We start from the raw sequence: 19,695 nt of genomic DNA, 5'->3' as shown, positions 1-19,695 counted from the left end.
CTCCAGCAGGAACGGGGCCGTCCCCGCGCTCTACACTGCGCGCATGACGGCCCTGTTCTGGCTGATGTCCCTGCTGGCCGCCGCCCTGGCGCTCGGCAGCGTCCTGCTGCTCACCCGCGACCTGCCGCGCGTGTCCATCCCCGGCATCGCGGGGGAACTGCTGACCTTCGCGCTGCTGGGTGCCCTGCTGCTGCTGGGCGCGCCCCTGGCGACCCTGCTGCCCGCCCTGCTCGCCGGTCTGATCGGCACCGCCGTGGGCCTGTACGGGCTGCTGAACCGCTAGGGGAGGGGTGTGGGTTGTGGGAAGGGCAGAAGGAGGGGGCGTGCGAGTGATCCGCACGCCCCCTCCTTCAACTTTCAACCATCAACCTGTAACTCTGACCCTCAGTCGCGGCGGGGCGGGCGGCCGCCACGGTCCCCGCGGTCGCCGCTGCGGGCGGGGCGGGGTTCGCGCGGGGCGATCTTGCCTTCGAGTTCGGGGCGGATCAGGTCGATCTTGCCGCGGTCGTCGATGTTGGCGATCTTTACGCGCAGCTTGTCGCCGACGTTCAGGACGTCCTCGACGGCGTTGATTCTTTCCTCGCTCATCTGGCTGATGTGCAGCATGCCGTCCTGGCCGGGGAAGAGGTTGACGAACGCGCCGAAGGGGGCGGTCTTGACGACGGTGCCGTCGAATTCCTCGCCGACTTTCGCCTCGCGGGTGATGCCCTCGATGCGGGCCTTGACGGCCTCGGCGGCGGCGCCGTCCGCGCTGAAGATACGGATGGTGCCGTCCTCTTCCACGGTGACCTGGGCGCCCATGGCTTCGAGTTCGCGGATCTGTTTGCCGCCGGGCCCGATGACCTTGCCGATCAGTTCGGGGTTGATCTTGAGGCTCACGATGCGGGGCGCGGTGGGGCTCAGTTCGGCGCGGGGCGCGGCGAGCACCTCGGCCATCTTGCCCAGGATGTGCAGGCGACCCTCGCGGGCCTGCGCCAGGGCTTCACGCATGACCTGCGGGGTGATGCCGCCCACCTTGATGTCCATCTGCAGGGCGGTGATGCCGTCGGCGGTGCCGCACACCTTGAAGTCCATGTCGCCCAGCGCGTCTTCCAGACCCAGGATGTCGGTCAGGACGCGGTACTTCTCGCCTTCCATGACCAGACCCATCGCCACGCCCGCCACGGGGGCCTTGATGGGCACCCCGGCGTCCATGAGGGCCAGCGTGCCGGAGCAGACGGTCGCCATGGAGGAGGATCCGTTGGATTCCAGCACCTCGCCCACGAGGCGGATGACGTACGGGAACTCCTCGAAGGTGGGCAGCACGGCGCGGATGGCGCGCTTGGCGAGGTTGCCGTGCCCGATCTCGCGGCGGGACTGGCCGCCCATGCGCTTGACCTCGCCGGTGCTGTAGGGGGGGAAGTTGTAGTGCAGCAGGAACTTGTCGCCGGTCTCGGTGGTCAGGTCGTCCACGAGGATCTCGTCGCGTTCGGTGCCCAGGGTCGCCACGCCGAGCACCTGCGTCTCGCCGCGCGTGAAGATCGCGCTGCCGTGCGCGCGGGGCAGCGCCCGCGTCTCGATCCAGATGGGCCGCACGGTGCGGCTGTTGCGGCCGTCAGCGCGCAGGTCGTCTTCGAGGATCAGGCGGCGCAGTTCCTGCTTCTCCACCTTCCCGAAGGCACTCTTGAGCGCCACGAGGCGCTCTTCGGCGCCCTCGACTTCACCGTCGGGGATGCGCGCCTGGATCAGGCGGTCCCGCAGCGCCTTGATGGCCGCCGAGCGGTCCTTCTTCTTCGCGGTCAGCAGCGCGTCGCGCAGGCCCGCGGCGCGCGCCGCCTCGGCCAGTTCCGGCACGAGGTCCGTGCTGAGGTCGCCGTCGGCCAGGAAGTTGAACTTCTCCTGGCCCAGCTCGGCGCGCATCTGCTCGATCAGCGTCAGGACGCCCTGCATCCCGGCGTGCGCGAACTCGATCGCGGCCACCAGTTCTTCCTCGGCGACGTTCTGCGCGCCGGCCTCGACCATCATCACGGCGTCGCGGGTGCCCGCCACGACGAGGTCCATGCGGCTGCGCTCCAGCTGGTCGGCGGTGGGGTTCAGCACGAACTGCCCGTCGATCTGGCCCACGCGCACGCACGCGGTCGGCCCGTTCCAGGGGATGTCACTGATGCTCAGCGCGGCCGACGCCCCGATGGGGCCCAGCACGTCCGGCAGGTTCTGCTGGTCGGCGCTGAGGACCGTGATGATCACCTGCGTCTCGTGGCGGTAGCCCTTGGGGAACAGCGGGCGGATCTGACGGTCGGTGATGCGCGCCGACAGGATCGCCTTCTCGCCGGGGCGGCCCTCGCGGCGGTGGAAGCTGCCGGGAATCTTCCCGACGGCGTAGTGACGTTCCTCGAACTCCACCGTCAGCGGCAGGAAGTCCAGGGTGCTCTTCTCTTCACGGGCCTGCGCGGTCACCAGCACGACCGTGTCGCCGTAGCGCAGGGTCACGGAGCCGCTCACCAGCTTGGCAAGCTTGCCCGTCTCGATGCTCAGTTCGCGCTCCCCGAGCATCGTCTTGTAAGTCTTTCCGATCATGAAATCCAGTCTATCCCGCCCGGACAGGCCCGCGCCGTGACGCGCGGCAACCTCTGCGCGGCGCGGAGCGGGAGACGTGACGAACATGCTGGAACTCACAGTGAACGCGGCCGGTCAGGTGCTGGAGGCCGGGCAGCGGGTGGCTGGGGGGACTGGCCGCAGGCCTGCTGCTGTCCCTGAAGATCCGCTGAAGTCGTCCCGGCGGGCGGGCGTGGCAGAGTGCGGCCATGACCGTACCGAAGTTCGGACTGGGAACGTTCCGCCTGAAAGACGACGTGGTGCGCCGGGTGGTCGCGGACGCGCTGGAGCTGGGCTACCGCGCCATCGACACGGCCCAGGGCTACGACAACGAGGGCGAGATCGGCGAGGTGCTCGCCGCGAGTGGCGTGCCGCGCGCGGACGTGTACCTCACCACGAAGATCAAGCCCGCGAACTACCGCCGGGACGCGCTGCTGGACAGCCTGCGCGTCAGCCTGGAGAAACTGCGCGTGGAGCAGGTGGACCTGACCCTGATCCACTGGCCGGTCCCGAACGGCGAGGTGCGCCCCGAGGAGTACCTCTCGGCGCTGGCCGAAGCGCGCGAGCAGGGCCTGACGCGCGAGATCGGCGTGTCGAACTTCAATGTCGCGGGGCTGCGCCGGGCCCGGGAGATCCTGGGTGTGGTGCCGCTGGCGACGAATCAGGTGGAGATCCACCCGTACCTCCAGAACCGCCGGCTGGTCGAGTTCGCGCGTGGGGAGGGCCTGCACCTCACGTCGTATATGACGCTGGCGGTCGGGAAGGTCATGGACGACCCGGTGCTGCGCGACATTGCCGGGGCGCACGGCGCGAATCCCGCGCAGGTGGCTCTCGCGTGGGCGCTGGCGCAGGGCTTTAGCGTGATTCCCAGCAGCACAAAACGTGAGAACCTCGCCGGGAACTTCCGGGCGCAGGACCTCCAGCTGACCACCGAGGACATGGACCGCATCGCGGCGCTGGACGTGGGTGAGGCCGCCCGCATCGCCAGCCCGGAGAGCGCCCGGCCCGTCTGGGACTGATACGGACTCCGGTTGAACGGTGTGCCAACACGTTCGACCCGGGCGGATGCGACTCGCAGAGCTGCCCCGCCGGGAAAGAGCAACGCGGGTTTCGGGGGTGAAGTTGGCAACCCTGCATTCTGCCCACCCGTCCGGGGGTGAGGGTGGGCGGTGCCCGTTCCCCCCCGGCGGGTGGGGTAGACTGCCCGCACCATGAAATTCAACACTCGGTCGGCCCTGACGGGACTCCTCGGTCTTTCGCTGCTCGCCGCGTGCGGGCAGACCCCGGCCGGCGGCACGCTGGGCGCGCAGGGCGGCGCGGGCAAACCCGCCACTGGCAGCGCGACCGCGCAGGCCCGGGTGTTCATGCCCAATCCCATCCAGAGCACGGGCGTCCAGACCCTCCAGGACGACAAGGACAGCGCCGCGGCCGTGCCTGCCGCCGCCTACCACAGCGTGACCCTGACCGACCTGGACGGCAGCGGGTACCTGAGTGGCCGCTGGGCGAAAGTCATCAACGAGACGGGCGCGCCCGTGTACGGGACGGGACCGTTCAACTTCACGCGTGATCAGGACGGCTTCGAGCAGGTCATGGCGTACTACTGGGTGACCGAGGCGCAGAAGTACCTGCAGACCCTGGGTTTCGGGTCGGAACTCGCGCCCGTGAAGAAGAGTCAGATGCTCGTGAAGGTCAGCCAGCAGGGCGTGGACAACAGTTACCTGTGGGACAAGCACAACTGGCTGCGCCTGGGCAAGGGCGGTGTGGATGACGCCGAGGACGGCGAGGTGATCCTGCACGAGTACGGGCACGCCATCCATGCCGATCAGGTGGCCGGGTTCGGTGCCAGCATCGAGGCGGGTGCGATCGGTGAGGGCTTCGGGGATTACTTCGCCATGACGGTCGGGTCCGCGGTGGCAGGCCGCCTGGGCGTGCCGACGCTGGCGCCTCTGGGCTGCATCATGGACTGGGACGCCACCAGTTACACCACCAGCGAACCGCACTGTCTGCGGCGCATCGACACAGAACTGAAGTACGCGGACCGCAAGGGGCAGGTGCATTTTGACGGGCAGATCTGGTCGCGCGCCCTGTGGGACATCTGGAACGCCCTGGGCCGCGAGACGGCCGACCGGATCATCATCAACGCGCAGTTCCGGTTCGCGCCCGACACCACGTTCGCGGCGGCCGCGCAGCACACCGTGGACACCGCGCAGGCCATGTACGGCGCGGGGGCGGCGGCCACCGTGAAGGCGGCCTTCGTGGATCGCGGCATCCTGCAGTAAGGGCAGATCAGTGGAACGGGGGAGAGGCGGTGCTGGCCTGTCTCCTGTTCCACTGTCGGGACTTGCGCCGGGAGGATGTTCTGTTTTAGGCTAATCCGGCATCGTCAGATTCGCCACATTCAGGCGGGATGTCCTCCCGCCGGGAGGTCACCCATGCACCTGCACCCCTACCTCGGCTTTGGCGGACAGGCCCGCGAGGCCCTGGAGTTCTACCAGTCGTGCCTGGGCGGCACCCTGGACCTCATGACCGTCGCGGACTCCCCGGTCGCCGCGCAGATCCCGGCGCACATGCAGGGGCACATCCTGCACGGCAGTCTCAGCAGCGGCCCCCTGACCCTCAGCGCCTCGGACATGACCGAGGACGTGGGCCGTACCCACAGCGTCACCCTGGCGCTGACCACCCACGACGCCGATCACGCCCGGCAGGTCTTTGGCGCACTCGCGCAGGGCGGCGCAGTCACTCACCCGCTGAGCCCCTCGTTCTGGGGCGGTACCTTCGGGCAGCTCACCGACCGCTACGGGCACCACTGGATGATGAACGTCCTCCCACAGCCCTGATGCGCGCCGTCACGCCCTTCCTGATGTTCCAGGGTGAGGCTGCCCCCGCCCTGGCGCTGTACCTGACCCTGCCCGGCGCGCGCCTCCTGCACCGCCAGGACACCCCCGACGGGCGCGTGCAACTGGCCGAACTGGAACTGAGCGGACAGCGCGTGCGCGTCACCGACTCGCCCGTCCCACACGCGTTCACGTTCACGCCGTCCACGTCGCTGTTCCTCGACTGCGACTCCCGCGAGAAATTCGACCGGGTGTGTGGCACGCTCGGCGCGGGCGGCCAGTACCTGATGCCCCCGGACGACTACGGCTTCAGCACCCGCTTCGCGTGGCTGAACGACCCGCACGGCGTGTCCTGGCAGGTGAACCTGCCCGCATGAACTGGACGCTGGAAGTCATCGTGGTGCCCGTCACGGACCTCGACCGCGCCCGCACCTTCTACGCCGACGGGCTGGGCTTTCACGTGGATCACGACACCGTGCGTGGCGGTCAGCGCGTCATCCAGTTCACGCCCCCCGGTTCGGGATGCAGCGTGGTGATGGGCTCCGCGCTGCGGCCCATGCCGCCCGGCACCCTGCGAGGCATGCAACTCGTCGTGAACGACCTGCGCGCCGCGCACGCCGAACTGCTCGCCCGCGGCGTCCCCGCCGGCGACATTCAGGTGCTGGGCGGCCCCAGCCCACGTCCCGCCACAGCCGACGACGACCTGAACTTCGTGGGATTCCTGTCGTTTCAGGATCCGGACGGGAACGGCTGGACGGTTCAGCAGATCACCGCCCGCCCCTGACCCCCGAGGTGCCCCCACATGCGCCCACTGATCGTCTGTAATTTCGTCACGCTGGACGGCTGTTACGAGGACGCTACCCGCACCCTCGCGCCGCTGTTCGAGTACCAGCACCCCGACTACCACGCCGACGACCAGTTTGATCACTACACCCTCTCGCTGCTGAAGCGTGCGGGCACGCTGCTGCTGGCCGGGCACGAGTCCGCGCTGAACAACCTGCGCTACTGGCAGGGCGTCCTGACTGACCCGGCCGCCACCGACGTCCGCCGGGCCTTCGCGCGCCGCATCGCGCAGATCGAGGTGGTCACCGTGTCCGACTACCTGACCCCCGACGACCTGACCGCCTTCCCGAACGCCCGCGCCGTCCGCGTGGCCGACGCACCCGACACCGTCCGCACCCTGAAAGGCCAGCCGGGCGGACCGCTGCTGATCCTCCTGAGCCGTCTGCTGTGGAATGACCTGCTGGCGCGCGGACTGGTGGACGAACTGCACCTGACCACCTTCCCGCTGCTGGCCGGGCCCGGCGGCACGCCCCTGTTCACGGGCCGCCCCCCCGTGCCGTTCCGCCTGCTGCGCTCGGAGACCTTCCCCGGCTCCGGGAACGTGCTGAACGTGTGGGCCACGGCCATGCTGCTGCCGGAAGGGCCGATGAGGGAGGATGTCCTGAGCGACCTGCCGCGCGTGGCCGCCCCGGCCCGCCGCGCCCTGACGAACGCAGGCGTCACCACGCTGGCTGCCCTCGCGGAACGCACCGAACGCGAGATCGCCGCGCTGCACGGCATGGGGCCAAAAGCGCTCGGGACGTTGCGGGAGGCTCTCGCCGTTCACAGTCTGACCTTCGCTGCCCCGCAGGAGGCGCCATGAAGCTGCTGCTCACGTCCGGTGGCGTTACGAACGCCAGCATCCACGCCGCGCTTGTCGAGATGCTCGGCAGGCCCACCACCGAGTGTCATGCGCTGTGCATTCCCACCGCGCAGCACGGGCACCCCTGGTGCACGCCCGGGAGCGCGTGGCGTTTCGTGGCCGGACGCAGCCCCGCCCCGATGGTGGACCTGGGCTGGGCCAGCGTCGGCCTGCTGGAACTGCTGGCCCTGCCGCACCGCCCCCGCGACCGCTGGGAGGCATGGGTGCGCGCTGCAGACGTGCTCCTCGTGGACGGCGGCGACGCGGCCTTCCTGGCCCACTGGCTGCGGCAGACCGGACTGGCCGACCTGCTCCCCGGCCTGAAGGACACCGTCTGGGTGGGCGTGAGCGCGGGCAGCATGGCCCTCACCCCCCGCATCGGCGGGCAGTTCCTGTCCTGGCCGGGCGCGGACGGCGACGACCGGGGGCTGGGCCTCGTGGACGTCTCGATCTTCCCGCACCTGAACTACCCGGATTTTCCCGACAACCGCATGGCGAACGCCGAGACCTGGGCCGCGCAGATCGGCGGGCCCGCCTACGCCCTGGACGACCAGAGCGCCCTGCGGATCGTGGACGGCGTGACTGAAGTCATCTCGGAAGGGGAGTGGCGGGCGTTCCCGTGACGGGCGCCACTCCCCGGCCCGTCACTGTCCGGCGATGGACAGGGCGCCAACGAGGACGTCCGGCGCGCCGGTGCCCAGGGACGTCCAGTGCAGGTCCGCCCCCACCCACCGCACGTCCCGCAGCAGATCCAGGAAGTTCCCGGCGACCGTGAACACGTCCAGCGCGTGCTGCCGTTCGCCGTCCTGCACGAGGAACCCGCTGGCCTCCAGGCTGAAATCCCCGGTCACAGCGTTCGCGCCCGCGTGCCCGCCGCTGACGCCCAGCAGCTGAATCCCGCTGAACGCGGCGGGCGGCGCGGCCCCCCCGGGCGCATGTGGCCGCAGGAAGAGGTTGCTGTGCCCCACGCCCACCGGGCCGCCCAGGCCGTACCGCTTTGCGTGCCCGGTGCTGTCCACGCCCGCGCGGGCAGCGGTGCCCTGGTTGTGCATCACCGCCTGCAACAGGCCGCCCTCCACCAGCGTCAGGGGCGCGCTGGGGCAGCCTTCCGCGTCGAACGGGCGGGCCAGCAGCCCCGTCTCCAGGGTCGCGTCGTCCACGATGGTCACGCCCGGCGCGGCGATCACCTCACCCACCCGCCCGGCCAGGGGGCTCTTGCCCTCCTCGAGCATGCGGCCACTGAACATCGGGGCGAACAGGCCCAGCAGTTCCGCCATGGCCCGCCCGCTGATCCACACCGGGAACGCCCCGCTCGGCGCGGGCCGCGCGCCCAGCAGCGCCGCCGCGCGCTCCACCGCCACGAGTGCCGTCCGGGTGGGATCGAGTTGCGTGAACTCCCGCGTGAACTGCCAGTCGCCGTCCATCTTGCTCTGCCCGCTCTCCGACAGCAGCGGGTAGACCTCGGTGATGGCGGACAGCGCCTGCGCGCTGCGCTCCAGCCCGCCCGTGTTCGCCACCTGCCAGTCGCGCACGCTGTCCGAGTACCCGCCGTACGGCACGCTGATCACACGCGGGTCGGCCCCGGCTGCCACGCGGTCCAGCTCCAGGGCCGCCGCGACCTTCTGCGCGACCGTCACGCCACTCAGGCCCTCGCCGCTCAGGTCCAGCGCGGGGGCGGGCGGCCAGTTCACCAGCGCCGCGCCCGATTCAGGGACCGTGAGCTCGGCGTTCTCAGAGGCGCGGTCCAGGGCGCGCTCCAGGGCCGCCTCGCTCAGGTTCTCCGTGAAGCTCTCACCCCACGCGCCACCCCGCAGCACGCGCAGCGCCACGCCCTGCTGCGTGGACAGCTGGAACTGCGTCACCTCACCCTTCAGGGCGCTGACGCTGGTGTTCTGCTCGCGCTGCGCGAAGACCTCCAGCTCCAGTCCCCGCGCGCGGGCCAGTCCCAGCAGGAAAGTCTGAGCCCCTTCCAGGGACAGCTGCGCGGCCGGATCACGTTTCAGGCGGGTCATGCGCGGCCCCCCACGGTGATCTCCGAGATCAGGATGTGCGGCTGCCCCACGTCGGTCGGCAGACTGCCCGACACGCTGCCGCACATCCCCTGGCCCAGGTGCAGGTCCCCGGCGACGCCCACGATGTTCATCAGGTCCTGCGCGCCGTTCCCCACGAGCGCCGCGCCCCGCAGCGGTTCGGCCACCTCGCCTCCACGGATCATGTACGCCTCGTTCACGGCGAAGTTGTAGTCCCCGGTCCCCGGCGTCACGCTTCCGCCCCCCATGGTGCGCGCGTAGATGCCATGCTGGACGCCCCGGATCAGTTCCTCGGGCGTGCGGTCTCCCGCGTCGATGAAGGTGCTGCGCATGCGGCTCGCGGGCGCGTAGCGGTAACTGGCACGCCGACCGCTGCCCGTGCGGGCCTCCCCGGTCTTCAGGTGCCCCACACGGTCCACCATGTACGACTTCAGCACGCCCCGCTCGATCAGGGTGGTGCGCTGCGGAACCATGCCCTCGTCATCCACGCCCAGCGCACCCCACGCGCCAGGAATCGTGCCGTCATCCACGGCGGTCACGCAGTCGTGCGCGATCCGCTGCCCGATCTTCCCGGCGAACACGCTGGCGTTCTTCTCCACCGCCGTCGTCTCCAGGATGTGCCCGCACGCCTCGTGGAAGATCACGCCGCCGAACGCGTTCCCGATCACGACCGGGTACTTACCCGCCGGGGCGTACGCCGCGCCCAGCATGGCGTTCGCGATCCGCGCGGCCTCCGCGCCGATTTCCTCGGGTGGGCGCTCCTCGAAGAACTCCAGGCCGCGTCCCGCACCGGGGTTGGATGACCCCGTGGCGCGGTCCGTGCCCTCCTGCGCGATGGCCGTGCAGGCAATCCGGGTGCTCAGCCGCTCGTCCTCCGCCCACAACCCCTCGGAGTTCGCGATCAGCACGCGCTGCACCATGTCCAGGTACGTGACATCCACCGTCCGCACCGCGCCCACCCCGGCCGCCGCCGCGTGCGCGCGGCGCATCAGGGCCAGCTTGCGGGCCTTCGCGGCGTGCAGCGGATGCTCGCGCGCCACCTGCATGGGCCGCACATTCACCCGCGTGAAGTCCAGGCCGCCTGCGCCGCCCGTGTCCGTGACGCCCGCCTCGCCGCGCGCCTGCGCCACCTGCCGCGCCAGCTCCAGCAGCCCGGTCGCCGTCACGTCGTTCGTGTACGCGTACACGACCTGCGTGCCGTACAGCAGCCGCACACCCGCCCCGAACAGGTTCCCGTCCCGCGCGTCCCGCAGTTCCCCCTGATGCAGCCGCAGGGCCGTATTCACGCGGTCCTCCACGAACAGCTCCGCGAAATCCGCCCCGCCCCGCTGCGCCGCGCCTAGCACCTGCGCCACCAACGCCTCATCCAGCATGACTGCCTCCTGTTGTCCGTGACGGTCACCATACCGGCCCGCCCGGCCCGAGCGCGGCAGAAACCCGCCGGGCAGGCCAGATGGCCTAGCGTTCTGCCCACCCCCTCACGCGCCACCTCACCGGCCGCGCCCGCCTGAACCGGCCCTCCCGGTAGGTGGCGGGGGCGCGTATCCTCGCGGTATGACCGCGCCCGACTCCCTTTCGCGTGACGTGCTGCTCACCTGCCCGCTGGACTGCCCGGATGCCTGCCGCCTGAAGGTGACGGTGGGCCGCGACGCGCCGGGCGCGCCGGAGCGGATGCTGAAGGTGACGGGGGACGCCGCGCATCCGATCACGAAGGGCTTCGCGTGTGCAAAGACCGTGCATTATCCGGCCCGCGCGAACCACCCGGACCGGCCGCTGTACCCCCTGAAACGCGTGAACGCCAAGACGGAGGCCGAGCCCGTCTGGGAGCGCGTGACCTGGGACGAGGCGCTGGACGACATCGCCGCGCGCCTGCGCACCCTGCTGGACACGCGCGGACCCGGGAGCATCCTGCGGTACAACTACGCGGGCACGATGGGCCTGATGGAGGGCACGCACGTGCACGCGCTGTTCCGCGCGCTGGGCGCCCCGGAACTGGACGAGACGATCTGCGCCACGGCGGGCACCGAGGCCTGGAGTCTGGGCTACGGCACGCGCTTCGGGGTGGACCCGGCGGACGTGGCGCACGCGCGGCTGATCGTGCTGTGGGGCATCAATTCCCTGAGCACGAACAGTCACCTGACGCCGCACCTGACGGCGGCCCGTAAGGCCGGGGCGCGGATCGTGTGCGTGGACCCGTACCGCAACCGCACGGCGGCCTTCGCGGACGAACACCTGAAGATCATTCCCGGCACGGACGCCGCGCTGGCCCTGGGCGTGATGCACGAACTGTTCGCGCACGGCTGGACGGACGAGACGTACATCGCCGAGGCGACGACCGGCATCGAGGAACTGCGCGAGGCGGCCCGCGAGTGGACGCCCGAGCGCACGGCCGGGGTCACCGGGCTGGACGCGGACGTGATCCGCAACTTCGCCCGCGCGGTCGGCACGACGCGCCCCACGTATTTCCGGGTGGGGTACGGTATGACCCGCCATGAGCACGGCGGCACGAACCTCCGCGCCGTGACACTGATTCCCGCGCTGACCGGCGACTGGCGCTGGCGGGGGGGCGGCTGCACCCTGAGCACCAGCGGGGCGTTCCGGTTGAACCGCGCCCGGCTGGGGGCCGCACACCTGATCCGTCCGGACGCGGCGCGCGTGAACATGAACGAGTACGCCGCCGCCCTGCGCCCGGAACGGGGCTTCGGGGCCACATTCATCTACAACTGCAACCCGGCGGTGGTCGCCCCGGATGCCGGGCGGGTCCGCGCGGGCCTGCAACGCGATGACCTGCTGGTCGTCGTGCTGGAACAGGCCATGACCGAGACGGCGCGGCTGGCCGACTACCTGCTGCCCGCCACGACCTTCGCCGAGCACGCCGACGTGTACACCAGCTACGGCCACCACTACCTGGGTTACAACCCCGCCACCCTGGACGTGCCCGGCGAGGCGCGGCCGAACTCCTGGGTGTTCCAGGAACTCGCGCGCCGTCTGGGCGTCACGGAACCCGGCGTGTACTGGAGCGTGGACGACCTGCTCAAGGAGGTGCTGGCCACCGACCACCCCCTCGTGGCGGGCATCACCCCGGAACGCCTGAAGGCCGAGGGCAGCGTCCGCCTGAACCTCCCCGAGGGGTTCCTGCCGTACGCGCACGGCGCGGAGACCCCCAGCGGGAAGGTGCAGCTCAGCCCCGCGCCGCAGCACCGTGAACCCCAGGCGCAGCTGAGTGCCGAGTACCCCATCCGGCTGATCACGCCCCCCGCGCATCACTTCCTGAACAGCACATACGGGAACCTGCCGAACCTCAACCGCGCCGAGGGCGGCGAACCGCACCTGCTGCTGCACCCCCACGACGCGCAGGCGGCGGGACTGACCGACGGCGACACCGCCACCCTGAGCAGCGAGGTCGGCAGCGTGCAGCGCCGCGTGAAGGTCACAGACGCCGCGCAGCCCGGCGCGGCCATCCTGGAGGGCACGTGGTGGGGCCTCAGCGCGCCGGACGGGCGCAGCATCAACGAACTGACCGCGCAGACCCTGACCGACCTCGGGGGCGGCAGCACCTTCCACAACACCCGCATCCGCATCACGCCCGCGTAGAGCGCAGGGGAGGCCGCACGTGCGCCCACTGATCGTCACTGAATTCGTGTCCCTGAACGGCGTGTACGAGGAACACTCGCCGTGGCGCGCGCCGTACGACCCGGACGACGGGCCGTTCAAACGCGACGAATTGTTCGCCAGCAGCGCGCTGCTGCTGGGCCGCACCACCTACGAGGAATTCGCAGTCTACTGGCCGACCGCCACCGGTGCGTTCGCGGAGCGCATGAACGCCCTGCCGAAGTACGTGGCGACCTCCCGCCCCGGCCCGCTCGGGTGGAACGCCGCCGCGCTCGGCCCGGACGTGGTGGCGGACGTGCAGGCCCTGAAGTCTCAGCCAGGCGGGCCGCTGCTCGTGTACGGCAGCGGCACCCTCGCGCAGACGCTCCTGAGGCGCGGACTGGTGGACGAATTGCGCCTGATGGTCTTCCCGCTCGTGCTGGGGCGCGGGAAACGGCTCCTCGACACGCTGGAGCACCTGCCCCTGACCCTGCTGGGCACGCGGGAGCTGGGCGCGGGCGTCCTCCTGCTCACGTACGGCCCGGCACGTCCATGAAGACCGTGCTGATCACGGGCGGCAGCCGGGGCATCGGCGCGGCCACCGCCCGCCTCGCCGCGCAGGCCGGGTACGCGGTCGGGCTGGGGTACCGCCAGGACGCCGCCGCGGCTGCCGGGATCGTCCGGGAGATCGAGGCCGCCGGAGGCCGCGCGCTGGCCGTCCAGGCCGACGTGGGCCATCCCGACGACGTGGAACGCCTCTTCGACACCGTGCAGACCGGACTGGGCGGCCTGCACGCCCTGGTGAACAACGCCGGAACGCTGGAACGGCAGGCACGCGTGGACGAACTCGACGCCGCCCGCCTCCAGCGGGTGCTCAGCACCAACGTGATCGGCGCGTTCCTCTGCGCGGGCGCGGCCGTCCGGCGGCTCTCCACCCGGCACGGCGGGCCGGGCGGCGTGATCGTGAACGTCTCCTCCCGCGCGGCCGTGCTCGGCTCAGGCGGCGAGTACGTGGACTACGCCGCCTCGAAGGGTGCCGTGGATACCCTGACCGTCGGCCTGGCCCGCGAGGTCGCCGCCGAGGGCATCCGTGTGTGCGGCGTCCGCCCCGGCCTGATCGAGACGGACATCCACGCGCTGGGCGGCGAACCCGGCCGCGTGGCGCGGCTCGCGGGCAGCGTCCCCCTGGGCCGCGGCGGCACGCCCGACGAGGTCGCGCAGGCCATCCTCTGGCTGCTGTCCCCCCAGGCGGCGTACGTGACCGGCACCACCCTCGACGTCAGCGGGGGGCGCTGAACCGGGAGGGCCACGCGGGGTATGCTGCGGGGTGCGCGGCAGGCTCCGTCTCCGGGGCTCTGCCGGTTCCGCCCGCTTCACCCGCCCGCCCCGCTGTCTCCACCCCTGTCCAGGCGCCCCCCGTGCGCCTGCGTTGCCGCTCGACCTGTCCTGTCGACCCCGGCCCGAGGTCCCCATGACCCACGCACCCAAGGCGGCGCTGCCGCTGCTGCTGATCGCCCTGTACGCCCTGAGCATCCTGCTGGCGAACCTGACGCTGAACACCTTCATTCCGCTGCCCGTGTACGGCCTGCTCAGCGTCGGCACGATCTTCTTCGCGGCCGTGTTCACGCTGCGCGACCGCATTCACCGCGCGGGCGGCCTGAACGCCGTGTACATCTCCATCGCCGCGGCCCTGATCGTGAACACCGCCGTGGCCCTCCTGACCGGAACCCCGTGGCGCTTCATCGGCGCGAGCTTCCTGGCGATCCTCGCCGGGGAACTCGCGGACACCGCCGTGTACCAGCGCCTCATGGGGCGCAGCTGGTGGACCCGCGTCCTGGCCAGCAACGCCGTGAGCGTCCCGCTGGACAGCGTCCTGTTCAACCTGCTGGCCTTCTGGGGCGACATGCCCGCCTCGCAGATCGCGCAGATCATCTTCGCGGACGTCGTGATCAAGTACCTGATCGCCGCGCTGTTCGCCATCCGCGTCCGGCACGCCGCCCGCACCGCCTGATACGGAATCCGATTGAATGGCTTATAAAGCCGTTCAATCCGAGCGGATGCGAGTAGGAGAGGAACGGATTCCGGACGTGGAGTTGGCAGATCGGTGGTGTTCCGATCTGTCAACGAAATAAACGGAATCCGTATGACCCGCACGACCTGAACGGTCAGGTCAGGCGGGGCTTCTTCCGTGCCGCCTGCGTCTGCTCGTTCGCGGGGGCGGCGGCGCGGATCAGGTCCCGGAAGGCCGCCTCGTCCAGCGTGGCCCCCTCGGGCAGGTCGATGGCGCGGCGGGCGTTCCCGTCCAGGCTGGCGTTGAACAGCCCCGCCGGGTCGGGCAGGCTGGCCCCGCGCGGGAACGTGAGTTTCACGGCCCGCGCGGAGGGCTCGCCGGTGCAGACGATGCCCCCGTGCGCCCACACGGGCACGCCGGGCGAGGTGGCCTTGGCCCACTTCACGCTCTCCTGCACGCCGGGCAGCGCCCCCCGGATCAGACCCCGCACGCGGCGCAGGGTGTCGCCACGCCAGTCGGTCAGGGCCTCGATGCGCTCGGTCACGGGGTCGGGCGTCGTCACAGTCAGTCCACCGGGAGGGCGTCCACCTCGCCCGGTTCCTCGTCGTCCTCGTCGAGATCCAGGGTGACGGTCTGCCAGCGGGCCGGGAGGGTCAGGCGCAGCACGCCGTCCTCGTACGCGAAACTGGCCGCTCCCTGCACGGCGCGGACGTGCCCCAGTCCCAGGACGTGCATGGTCTCCCGCTGCTCGAAGGTGCCGATGTCGCCCTCGGCGTCGCGGCGGATGGTCAGGCGCGTGCCCTGCCGCTCCCCGACCAGCCGCGTCAGGCGACCCCCGGCTGGGCCGTCCCCGGCGTCCTCGAACAGCTGACCCACGAACCCGGCGCGGTCCGCGTGGATCAGCCACGACAGCCGCTCCCATCGGGCCGAGGTGGTGTGCGGCGCGGGCTCCGTGACCGGCAGGGCCGTCCCGGCACGCAGGTACAGGGGCAGCGTGTCCAGCGGGGCGTCCGCGACGACGTGCTGCCCACCGGCGTGGATCGGGCCGAACTGCGACAGGTTGAACACCGCCGCCCAGCGCCCCGCCGGGAGGTACACCAGCCGCCGCCGGTGCCCGGCCCGCAGGACCGGCGCGACCAGCAGGCCCTCGCCGAGCAGGTACTGGGTGTCCTCACGCGCGGCGTCCTCGTCGGCAGGCCAGTGCAGCGCCAGGGGGCGCATGACGGGCAGGGCCGTGCGGGTCGCCCCCTGCGCCAGGGTGTACAGGTGCGGCAGCAGCCGGTAGCGCAACTCCAGCGCGGCGCGGATCACGTCCGTGACGGTCTCCCCGAAGCGCCAGGGTTCCTGATCGGCGGTGCCCAGCGCGGCGTGGTTGCGCACGAAGGCGTACCCGACCGCCGCCTGGTACCAGCGGGCCAGCAGTTCCCCGGTCGTGTCCCCCGCGAAGCCCCCCACGTCCGCCGCCGCGAACGGAATGCCGCTCAGGCCCAGGCCCTGGATCATCGGGAGACTCAGGGCCAGGTGCGACCACGTGGCGGTGTTGTCCCCGGTCCAGACGGTGGCGTGCCGCTGGATCCCGGCGTACCCGGCGCGGGTCAGGACCCACGGGCGGATCTGCGGATTGAATTTGGCGTAGCCCAGGCGGCTGGCCTCGCTCATGCCGTTCGCGTACGCGTTGTGGACCTCCAGGTGCGTGCGGGTGCCGTGCCGCGCGTCGTACGGGAGGGTCTTGCCCTCGGTCTCGCGCGGCTGGCGCAGGCTGAAGCACGCGGGCTCGTTCATGTCGTTCCACTGCCCCTGAATCCCGGCGTCCGCGAAGACCTTGTGCCGCCCGGCCCACCACGCGACCACCTCGGGCCGCGTGAAGTCCGGGAACACCGCCGGGTCCGGCCAGACCTCCCCGACCAGCACGTCCCCGCGCGCCGTGCGGACCAGATGATCGCCCTTCGTCGCCTCCTCGTACACGTCGTACCCGGCCTCCAGCTTCACGCCGGGGTCCACGATCGGCACGAGCTTCACGCCCTGCGCGCCCGCCTCCTTCACGAACGCCCGCAGGTCCGGGAAATTCGCGCCGCTCACCGTCCAGACCTTGTACGCGTCCATGTAGTCGATATCCACGTACACGCTGTCCAGCGGCAGCTTCCGGTCCCGGTACCCCTGGATGACGGCGCGCAGGTCGTCCGCCGTGCGGTACCCCCAGCGGCTCTGCGCGGCCCCCAGCGCCCACAGCGGCGGCATGGGCGCGTAGCCGGTCAGGTCCGCGTAGCGGCGCAGCACGTCTGCCGGGCGCGGCCCCGCCAGGACGTACACGTCCAGTTCCGGGCCTGCTGAGGCCCAGCGCAGCTCGGTGGGGTGCGCGCGCGCCACGTCCACCTCCATCCGCCAGGGTTCGTCCACGAACACCCCGTGCGCCCGGCCGTCCTGCAGCACCGTCGTGAACGGCACCGACACGTACAGCGGGTCCGTCTCGGTATGGTGCGGGTAACAGTCGGTGTTCCAGAACGTCAGGTGCATCCCGCGCTTGTCCAGCGGGCCCACGCGCTCCCCGAAGCCCAGGTACATCGCCCCGTCCGGGGCGTCCAGGTTCAGGCGCGTGCGGCGCAGGTTGAAGCGCTCGGCGTCCAGGGCGGGCCGCTGCGTGGGCGCCTCGCCCGACCAGCCGTGCGCACTGACGAGCACCCGCTCGGTCGAGCCGCTCCCCGTCGAGACGCGCCACGCGCCGCTCACCCGGTCCAGCCGCAGCGACAGCCCCCCGCCGATCACCAGCAGCTCGTCGTCCAGTTCGGCGGCGTTCAGCGGCACGCCGCCCGACAGGTCCGGCCGCAACGCGAAACTCCGCTTGACCGGCACGCGCGGGAACCCCAGCGCGTTCGCGCGGGCCTCCGGGAACAGCCGCACCCGCAGCACCCCGGGCAGCGGCGCGCTGACCACCAGCACGTCCGACTCGCCCCACACGCGCACCTCCGGCCCCTGCCCACCCGGCGCGCTCACCCCACCCGACTCCACCGCGAACGAAGAGAACCTCATGTGCCCACCAGCGTACCGCTGTTGGGGTCAATGGTTGAAGGTTGATGGTTGACAGAGGCTGGGCTCCATCACCCATCAACTTTCGACCATCAACCCTCCTTACCCGGTGCCGAGGAACTCCACCTGCACGCCGTTCTCGTCGGCGGCGCGGCGGGCGTGGTGCAGCTGGGCCTGCGCGGCGGGCCGCAGGGCGCGCTCGGGGCGCTGCCAGAGCGCCTGCGCGACGCGGCTGGCGCGGCGGATCAGCAGCGCCTCGCCGGGCAGCGCGAGGCCCACGGCGGCCAGCAGGGCCTGCGCGCTGGGTGGCACGTCAGAACTCAGGTCCAGCGGGACGAGCGCGGTGACGCGCTCGCCGGGGCGGCGCAGGCTGACGCGCGCCTCGGGCTGCGCGGGCCGCTGCTCGATCAGCACGTCCGCCTGCACGCCCGGCAGTCCGGCCGCGCCCGTGCCGCGCCGCGCGTCGTTCGCCAGATCGTGCGCGCTTCTCATGTGGCGGCGCGTGCGGGGCGCGTACACGACGCGCAGGGTCACGCCGCGCGCCAGGGCCTCGGCCTGCACCTCGCGGGCGTCGTCGTCCAGCAGGGCCGGGCCGCGCCCGCGCCCGACCGATGCGATCACCGCCTGATTGTCGGTGTGCACGGTCAGCGGCTCTCCGGCGGGCGCGGCCCGCACGGCCTCCAGCACCGCGCGGATCTCGGCGGCGTTGTTGTCCGGCGCGAGCAGCTGCCCCTGGACACGTGCCGGGAGCGTGCCGGGGCGCAGCAGCACCAGCCCCCAGCCGCCCACGCCGCGCACAAGACCATCGGGCCCGGATTGTTCCTGCCAGCTGGCATCCACGAACGCCTGATTCACGCGGGTCCTCCGGAGGGGGTGGGGGAGAGGGCGGAGGGCCAGGGCCCCCGGGGCGCATTGTGCCCCGCGGGTCCGGCCCGGACGGTGAGGGTTCCCTCAGCGGGCCTTTGCGGCTCGCAGCATGCCGCGCGCGGCGCGCCGGGCGAATCCGCCACCCGGCCTACGCCCACGGACCGGCAGGTCAGTCGAGGGTGGTGTCCAGTGCGCGGGCGAGCACCTGCCGCGCCAGCCGGTGCAGGCTGCGCGGATCGAACTCCCCGGCCTCCAGGCGGCGCAGCAGCTCGGGCTGCAGGTGGGCGTCCCGCGCCAGCTGCGCCAGCGGAATGCCCAGCAGGCGGCGGCGCACTCCCAGCTTCACTCCTCCCGGAAAGGTCACGGTGTCCATGCGCCATGATGCCCGGACCCGCGCGTGAAGAATGGGATACTGACACCATGACCCACGCCGACCCAGCCAGCCTCGACATTCTCGACCTGTACCGCCAGGCCGGCGCGTACCACGAGGGGCACTTCCTGCTCGCCTCGGGCCGCCACAGCCCCAAGTTCCTGCAGAGCACCACCGTCCTCCAGTACCCGCAGTACACCGAGCAGATCGGCCGCGCGCTGGCCGGCGCGCTGCGCGGGGCGGGCATCGACGCGCAGCTCGTGATCGGCCCGGCCATGGGCGGCGTCGTCCTTGCCTACGAAACCGCCCGGCACTACGGCACCCGCGCGATCTTCGCCGAGAAGGACGGGCAGGGCGGCATGAAGATCCGCGAGGCCTTCACCCTTCAGCCCGGCGAGACCTTCGTCGCCGTCGAGGACGTCCTCACGACCGGCGGAAGCGTCCTGAAGGCTGTGCGCGCCGCCGAGGCCGCCGGGGGCCGCTGCGTGGGCATCGCCTGCATCGTGGACCGCCGCGCCGACGGCGGCGACCTCCAGGGCTACCCGCTGGTCGCCCTGACCCGGCTGGTGTTCGACACCTACGCCCCGGACGAGGTGCCCGCGTGGCTGGCCGCGCTGCCCCTGCAGGAGATCTGATACGGGTTCCGGGGTGTCAATGGCACTGACGGAACCCGGACGAACCCCGATTGCCCCGGACCCCTCAGCGCCCTG

20 protein-coding genes are annotated in these 19,695 nt (G+C 71.5%); 13 read left to right on the top strand and 7 right to left on the bottom strand.

Annotated features, from left to right (window positions below):
* The first annotated feature begins 43 nt into the window (after positions 1-43).
* Positions 44-283, top strand: coding sequence for a hypothetical protein (locus SY84_RS07480; protein WP_046843497.1), 240 nt, complete (start codon positions 44-46; stop codon positions 281-283).
* 101 nt (positions 284-384) lie between these two features.
* Here SY84_RS07480 and pnp read toward each other — a convergent pair whose 3' ends face one another.
* On the bottom strand, positions 385-2,556 hold the full coding sequence (gene pnp, locus SY84_RS07475; RefSeq protein ID WP_046843496.1) for a polyribonucleotide nucleotidyltransferase: 2,172 nt from the start codon (positions 2,554-2,556) through the stop codon (positions 385-387).
* Between the two features lie 227 nt (positions 2,557-2,783).
* Here pnp and dkgB point away from each other — a divergent pair, with 227 nt between their 5' ends.
* The 7 genes from dkgB (at position 2,784) to SY84_RS07440 (ending at position 7,715) form a co-directional block, all read left to right on the top strand.
* Positions 2,784-3,593: a 2,5-didehydrogluconate reductase DkgB gene (dkgB, locus tag SY84_RS07470; protein WP_046843495.1), complete on the top strand. Its 810-nt coding sequence runs from the start codon at positions 2,784-2,786 to the stop codon at positions 3,591-3,593.
* A 192-nt stretch (positions 3,594-3,785) separates the two neighbouring features.
* The gene (locus SY84_RS07465; RefSeq protein WP_046843494.1) at positions 3,786-4,853 is read left to right on the top strand and encodes a M4 family metallopeptidase; all 1,068 of its coding nucleotides are present in this window, start codon (positions 3,786-3,788) and stop codon (positions 4,851-4,853) included.
* Between the two features lie 153 nt (positions 4,854-5,006).
* On the top strand, positions 5,007-5,411 hold the full coding sequence (locus SY84_RS07460) for a VOC family protein (RefSeq protein WP_046843493.1): 405 nt from the start codon (positions 5,007-5,009) through the stop codon (positions 5,409-5,411).
* Positions 5,411-5,785: a VOC family protein gene (locus SY84_RS07455; protein ID WP_046843492.1), complete on the top strand. Its 375-nt coding sequence runs from the start codon at positions 5,411-5,413 to the stop codon at positions 5,783-5,785. Before SY84_RS07460 ends, SY84_RS07455 begins: the two co-directional genes overlap by 1 nt.
* A complete protein-coding gene (locus SY84_RS07450; RefSeq protein ID WP_046843491.1) occupies positions 5,782-6,192 on the top strand; it encodes a VOC family protein in 411 nt (136 codons plus the stop codon). The genes SY84_RS07455 and SY84_RS07450 overlap by 4 nt, the downstream gene beginning before the upstream one ends.
* A gap of 18 nt (positions 6,193-6,210) precedes the next feature.
* Entirely contained in the window at positions 6,211-7,053 is an 843-nt protein-coding gene (locus tag SY84_RS07445) for a dihydrofolate reductase family protein (protein WP_245621426.1), read from the top strand.
* On the top strand, positions 7,050-7,715 hold the full coding sequence (locus SY84_RS07440; RefSeq protein WP_046843490.1) for a Type 1 glutamine amidotransferase-like domain-containing protein: 666 nt from the start codon (positions 7,050-7,052) through the stop codon (positions 7,713-7,715). Before SY84_RS07445 ends, SY84_RS07440 begins: the two co-directional genes overlap by 4 nt.
* Before the next feature lie 21 nt (positions 7,716-7,736).
* Here SY84_RS07440 and SY84_RS07435 read toward each other — a convergent pair whose 3' ends face one another.
* Together SY84_RS07435 and SY84_RS07430 are read right to left on the bottom strand one after the other, a co-directional pair.
* The gene (locus SY84_RS07435; protein ID WP_052751078.1) at positions 7,737-9,104 is read right to left on the bottom strand and encodes a TldD/PmbA family protein; all 1,368 of its coding nucleotides are present in this window, start codon (positions 9,102-9,104) and stop codon (positions 7,737-7,739) included.
* Positions 9,101-10,495 (bottom strand): TldD/PmbA family protein, encoded by a 1,395-nt coding sequence (locus tag SY84_RS07430; RefSeq protein ID WP_046843489.1) that lies wholly within the window; start codon positions 10,493-10,495, stop codon positions 9,101-9,103. The genes SY84_RS07435 and SY84_RS07430 overlap by 4 nt, the downstream gene beginning before the upstream one ends.
* 181 nt (positions 10,496-10,676) lie before the next feature.
* Here SY84_RS07430 and SY84_RS07425 point away from each other — a divergent pair, with 181 nt between their 5' ends.
* The 4 genes from SY84_RS07425 (at position 10,677) to SY84_RS07410 (ending at position 14,724) form a co-directional block, all read left to right on the top strand.
* Entirely contained in the window at positions 10,677-12,716 is a 2,040-nt protein-coding gene (locus SY84_RS07425) for a molybdopterin oxidoreductase family protein (RefSeq protein ID WP_046843488.1), read from the top strand.
* Between the two features lie 19 nt (positions 12,717-12,735).
* A complete protein-coding gene (locus SY84_RS07420; RefSeq protein ID WP_046843487.1) occupies positions 12,736-13,269 on the top strand; it encodes a dihydrofolate reductase family protein in 534 nt (177 codons plus the stop codon).
* The gene (locus tag SY84_RS07415; RefSeq protein WP_046843486.1) at positions 13,266-14,009 is read left to right on the top strand and encodes an SDR family oxidoreductase; all 744 of its coding nucleotides are present in this window, start codon (positions 13,266-13,268) and stop codon (positions 14,007-14,009) included. The genes SY84_RS07420 and SY84_RS07415 overlap by 4 nt, the downstream gene beginning before the upstream one ends.
* Positions 14,010-14,184: 175 nt before the next feature.
* Positions 14,185-14,724 carry a VUT family protein gene (locus SY84_RS07410; RefSeq protein WP_046843485.1) on the top strand — a complete coding sequence of 180 codons (540 nt, stop codon included), beginning with the start codon at positions 14,185-14,187 and terminating at the stop codon, positions 14,722-14,724.
* Between the two features lie 154 nt (positions 14,725-14,878).
* Here SY84_RS07410 and SY84_RS07405 read toward each other — a convergent pair whose 3' ends face one another.
* The 4 genes from SY84_RS07405 to SY84_RS07390 all read right to left on the bottom strand — a co-directional run bounded on the left by SY84_RS07405 (position 14,879) and on the right by SY84_RS07390 (position 18,988).
* Positions 14,879-15,286, bottom strand: coding sequence for a DUF1801 domain-containing protein (locus SY84_RS07405; RefSeq protein WP_168927146.1), 408 nt, complete (start codon positions 15,284-15,286; stop codon positions 14,879-14,881).
* A gap of 2 nt (positions 15,287-15,288) precedes the next feature.
* On the bottom strand, positions 15,289-17,751 hold the full coding sequence (locus SY84_RS07400) for a glycoside hydrolase family 31 protein (RefSeq protein WP_081424535.1): 2,463 nt from the start codon (positions 17,749-17,751) through the stop codon (positions 15,289-15,291).
* Positions 17,752-17,850: 99 nt separating this feature from the next.
* The gene (locus SY84_RS07395; RefSeq protein ID WP_046843484.1) at positions 17,851-18,603 is read right to left on the bottom strand and encodes a ribonuclease H; all 753 of its coding nucleotides are present in this window, start codon (positions 18,601-18,603) and stop codon (positions 17,851-17,853) included.
* Between the two features lie 181 nt (positions 18,604-18,784).
* On the bottom strand, positions 18,785-18,988 hold the full coding sequence (locus SY84_RS07390; protein WP_046843483.1) for a helix-turn-helix domain-containing protein: 204 nt from the start codon (positions 18,986-18,988) through the stop codon (positions 18,785-18,787).
* A 47-nt stretch (positions 18,989-19,035) separates the two neighbouring features.
* On the opposite strand from SY84_RS07390, the gene pyrE reads away from it, so the two are divergent.
* Positions 19,036-19,620, top strand: a complete 585-nt coding sequence (gene pyrE / locus SY84_RS07385) for an orotate phosphoribosyltransferase (RefSeq protein WP_046843482.1) — start codon at positions 19,036-19,038, stop codon at positions 19,618-19,620.
* Positions 19,621-19,695: the final 75 nt, after the last annotated feature.

Origin of the sequence: Deinococcus soli (ex Cha et al. 2016), from assembly GCF_001007995.1 — a bacterium.
GTDB lineage: Bacteria > Deinococcota > Deinococci > Deinococcales > Deinococcaceae > Deinococcus > Deinococcus soli.
The sequence above is the reverse complement of the archived record's forward strand: the minus strand, read 5'-3'. Positions and strand labels throughout refer to the sequence as shown.

Coding starts and splice junctions, on each gene's coding strand:
- SY84_RS07480 (WP_046843497.1), top strand. CDS start 44: ATGACGGCCCTGTTCTGGCTGATGTCCCTGCTGGCCGCCGCCCTGGCG.
- pnp (WP_046843496.1), bottom strand. CDS start 2,556: ATGATCGGAAAGACTTACAAGACGATGCTCGGGGAGCGCGAACTGAGC.
- dkgB (WP_046843495.1), top strand. CDS start 2,784: ATGACCGTACCGAAGTTCGGACTGGGAACGTTCCGCCTGAAAGACGAC.
- SY84_RS07465 (WP_046843494.1), top strand. CDS start 3,786: ATGAAATTCAACACTCGGTCGGCCCTGACGGGACTCCTCGGTCTTTCG.
- SY84_RS07460 (WP_046843493.1), top strand. CDS start 5,007: ATGCACCTGCACCCCTACCTCGGCTTTGGCGGACAGGCCCGCGAGGCC.
- SY84_RS07455 (WP_046843492.1), top strand. CDS start 5,411: ATGCGCGCCGTCACGCCCTTCCTGATGTTCCAGGGTGAGGCTGCCCCC.
- SY84_RS07450 (WP_046843491.1), top strand. CDS start 5,782: ATGAACTGGACGCTGGAAGTCATCGTGGTGCCCGTCACGGACCTCGAC.
- SY84_RS07445 (WP_245621426.1), top strand. CDS start 6,211: ATGCGCCCACTGATCGTCTGTAATTTCGTCACGCTGGACGGCTGTTAC.
- SY84_RS07440 (WP_046843490.1), top strand. CDS start 7,050: ATGAAGCTGCTGCTCACGTCCGGTGGCGTTACGAACGCCAGCATCCAC.
- SY84_RS07435 (WP_052751078.1), bottom strand. CDS start 9,104: ATGACCCGCCTGAAACGTGATCCGGCCGCGCAGCTGTCCCTGGAAGGG.
- SY84_RS07430 (WP_046843489.1), bottom strand. CDS start 10,495: ATGCTGGATGAGGCGTTGGTGGCGCAGGTGCTAGGCGCGGCGCAGCGG.
- SY84_RS07425 (WP_046843488.1), top strand. CDS start 10,677: ATGACCGCGCCCGACTCCCTTTCGCGTGACGTGCTGCTCACCTGCCCG.
- SY84_RS07415 (WP_046843486.1), top strand. CDS start 13,266: ATGAAGACCGTGCTGATCACGGGCGGCAGCCGGGGCATCGGCGCGGCC.
- SY84_RS07410 (WP_046843485.1), top strand. CDS start 14,185: ATGACCCACGCACCCAAGGCGGCGCTGCCGCTGCTGCTGATCGCCCTG.
- SY84_RS07400 (WP_081424535.1), bottom strand. CDS start 17,751: ATGAGGTTCTCTTCGTTCGCGGTGGAGTCGGGTGGGGTGAGCGCGCCG.
- SY84_RS07390 (WP_046843483.1), bottom strand. CDS start 18,988: ATGGACACCGTGACCTTTCCGGGAGGAGTGAAGCTGGGAGTGCGCCGC.
- pyrE (WP_046843482.1), top strand. CDS start 19,036: ATGACCCACGCCGACCCAGCCAGCCTCGACATTCTCGACCTGTACCGC.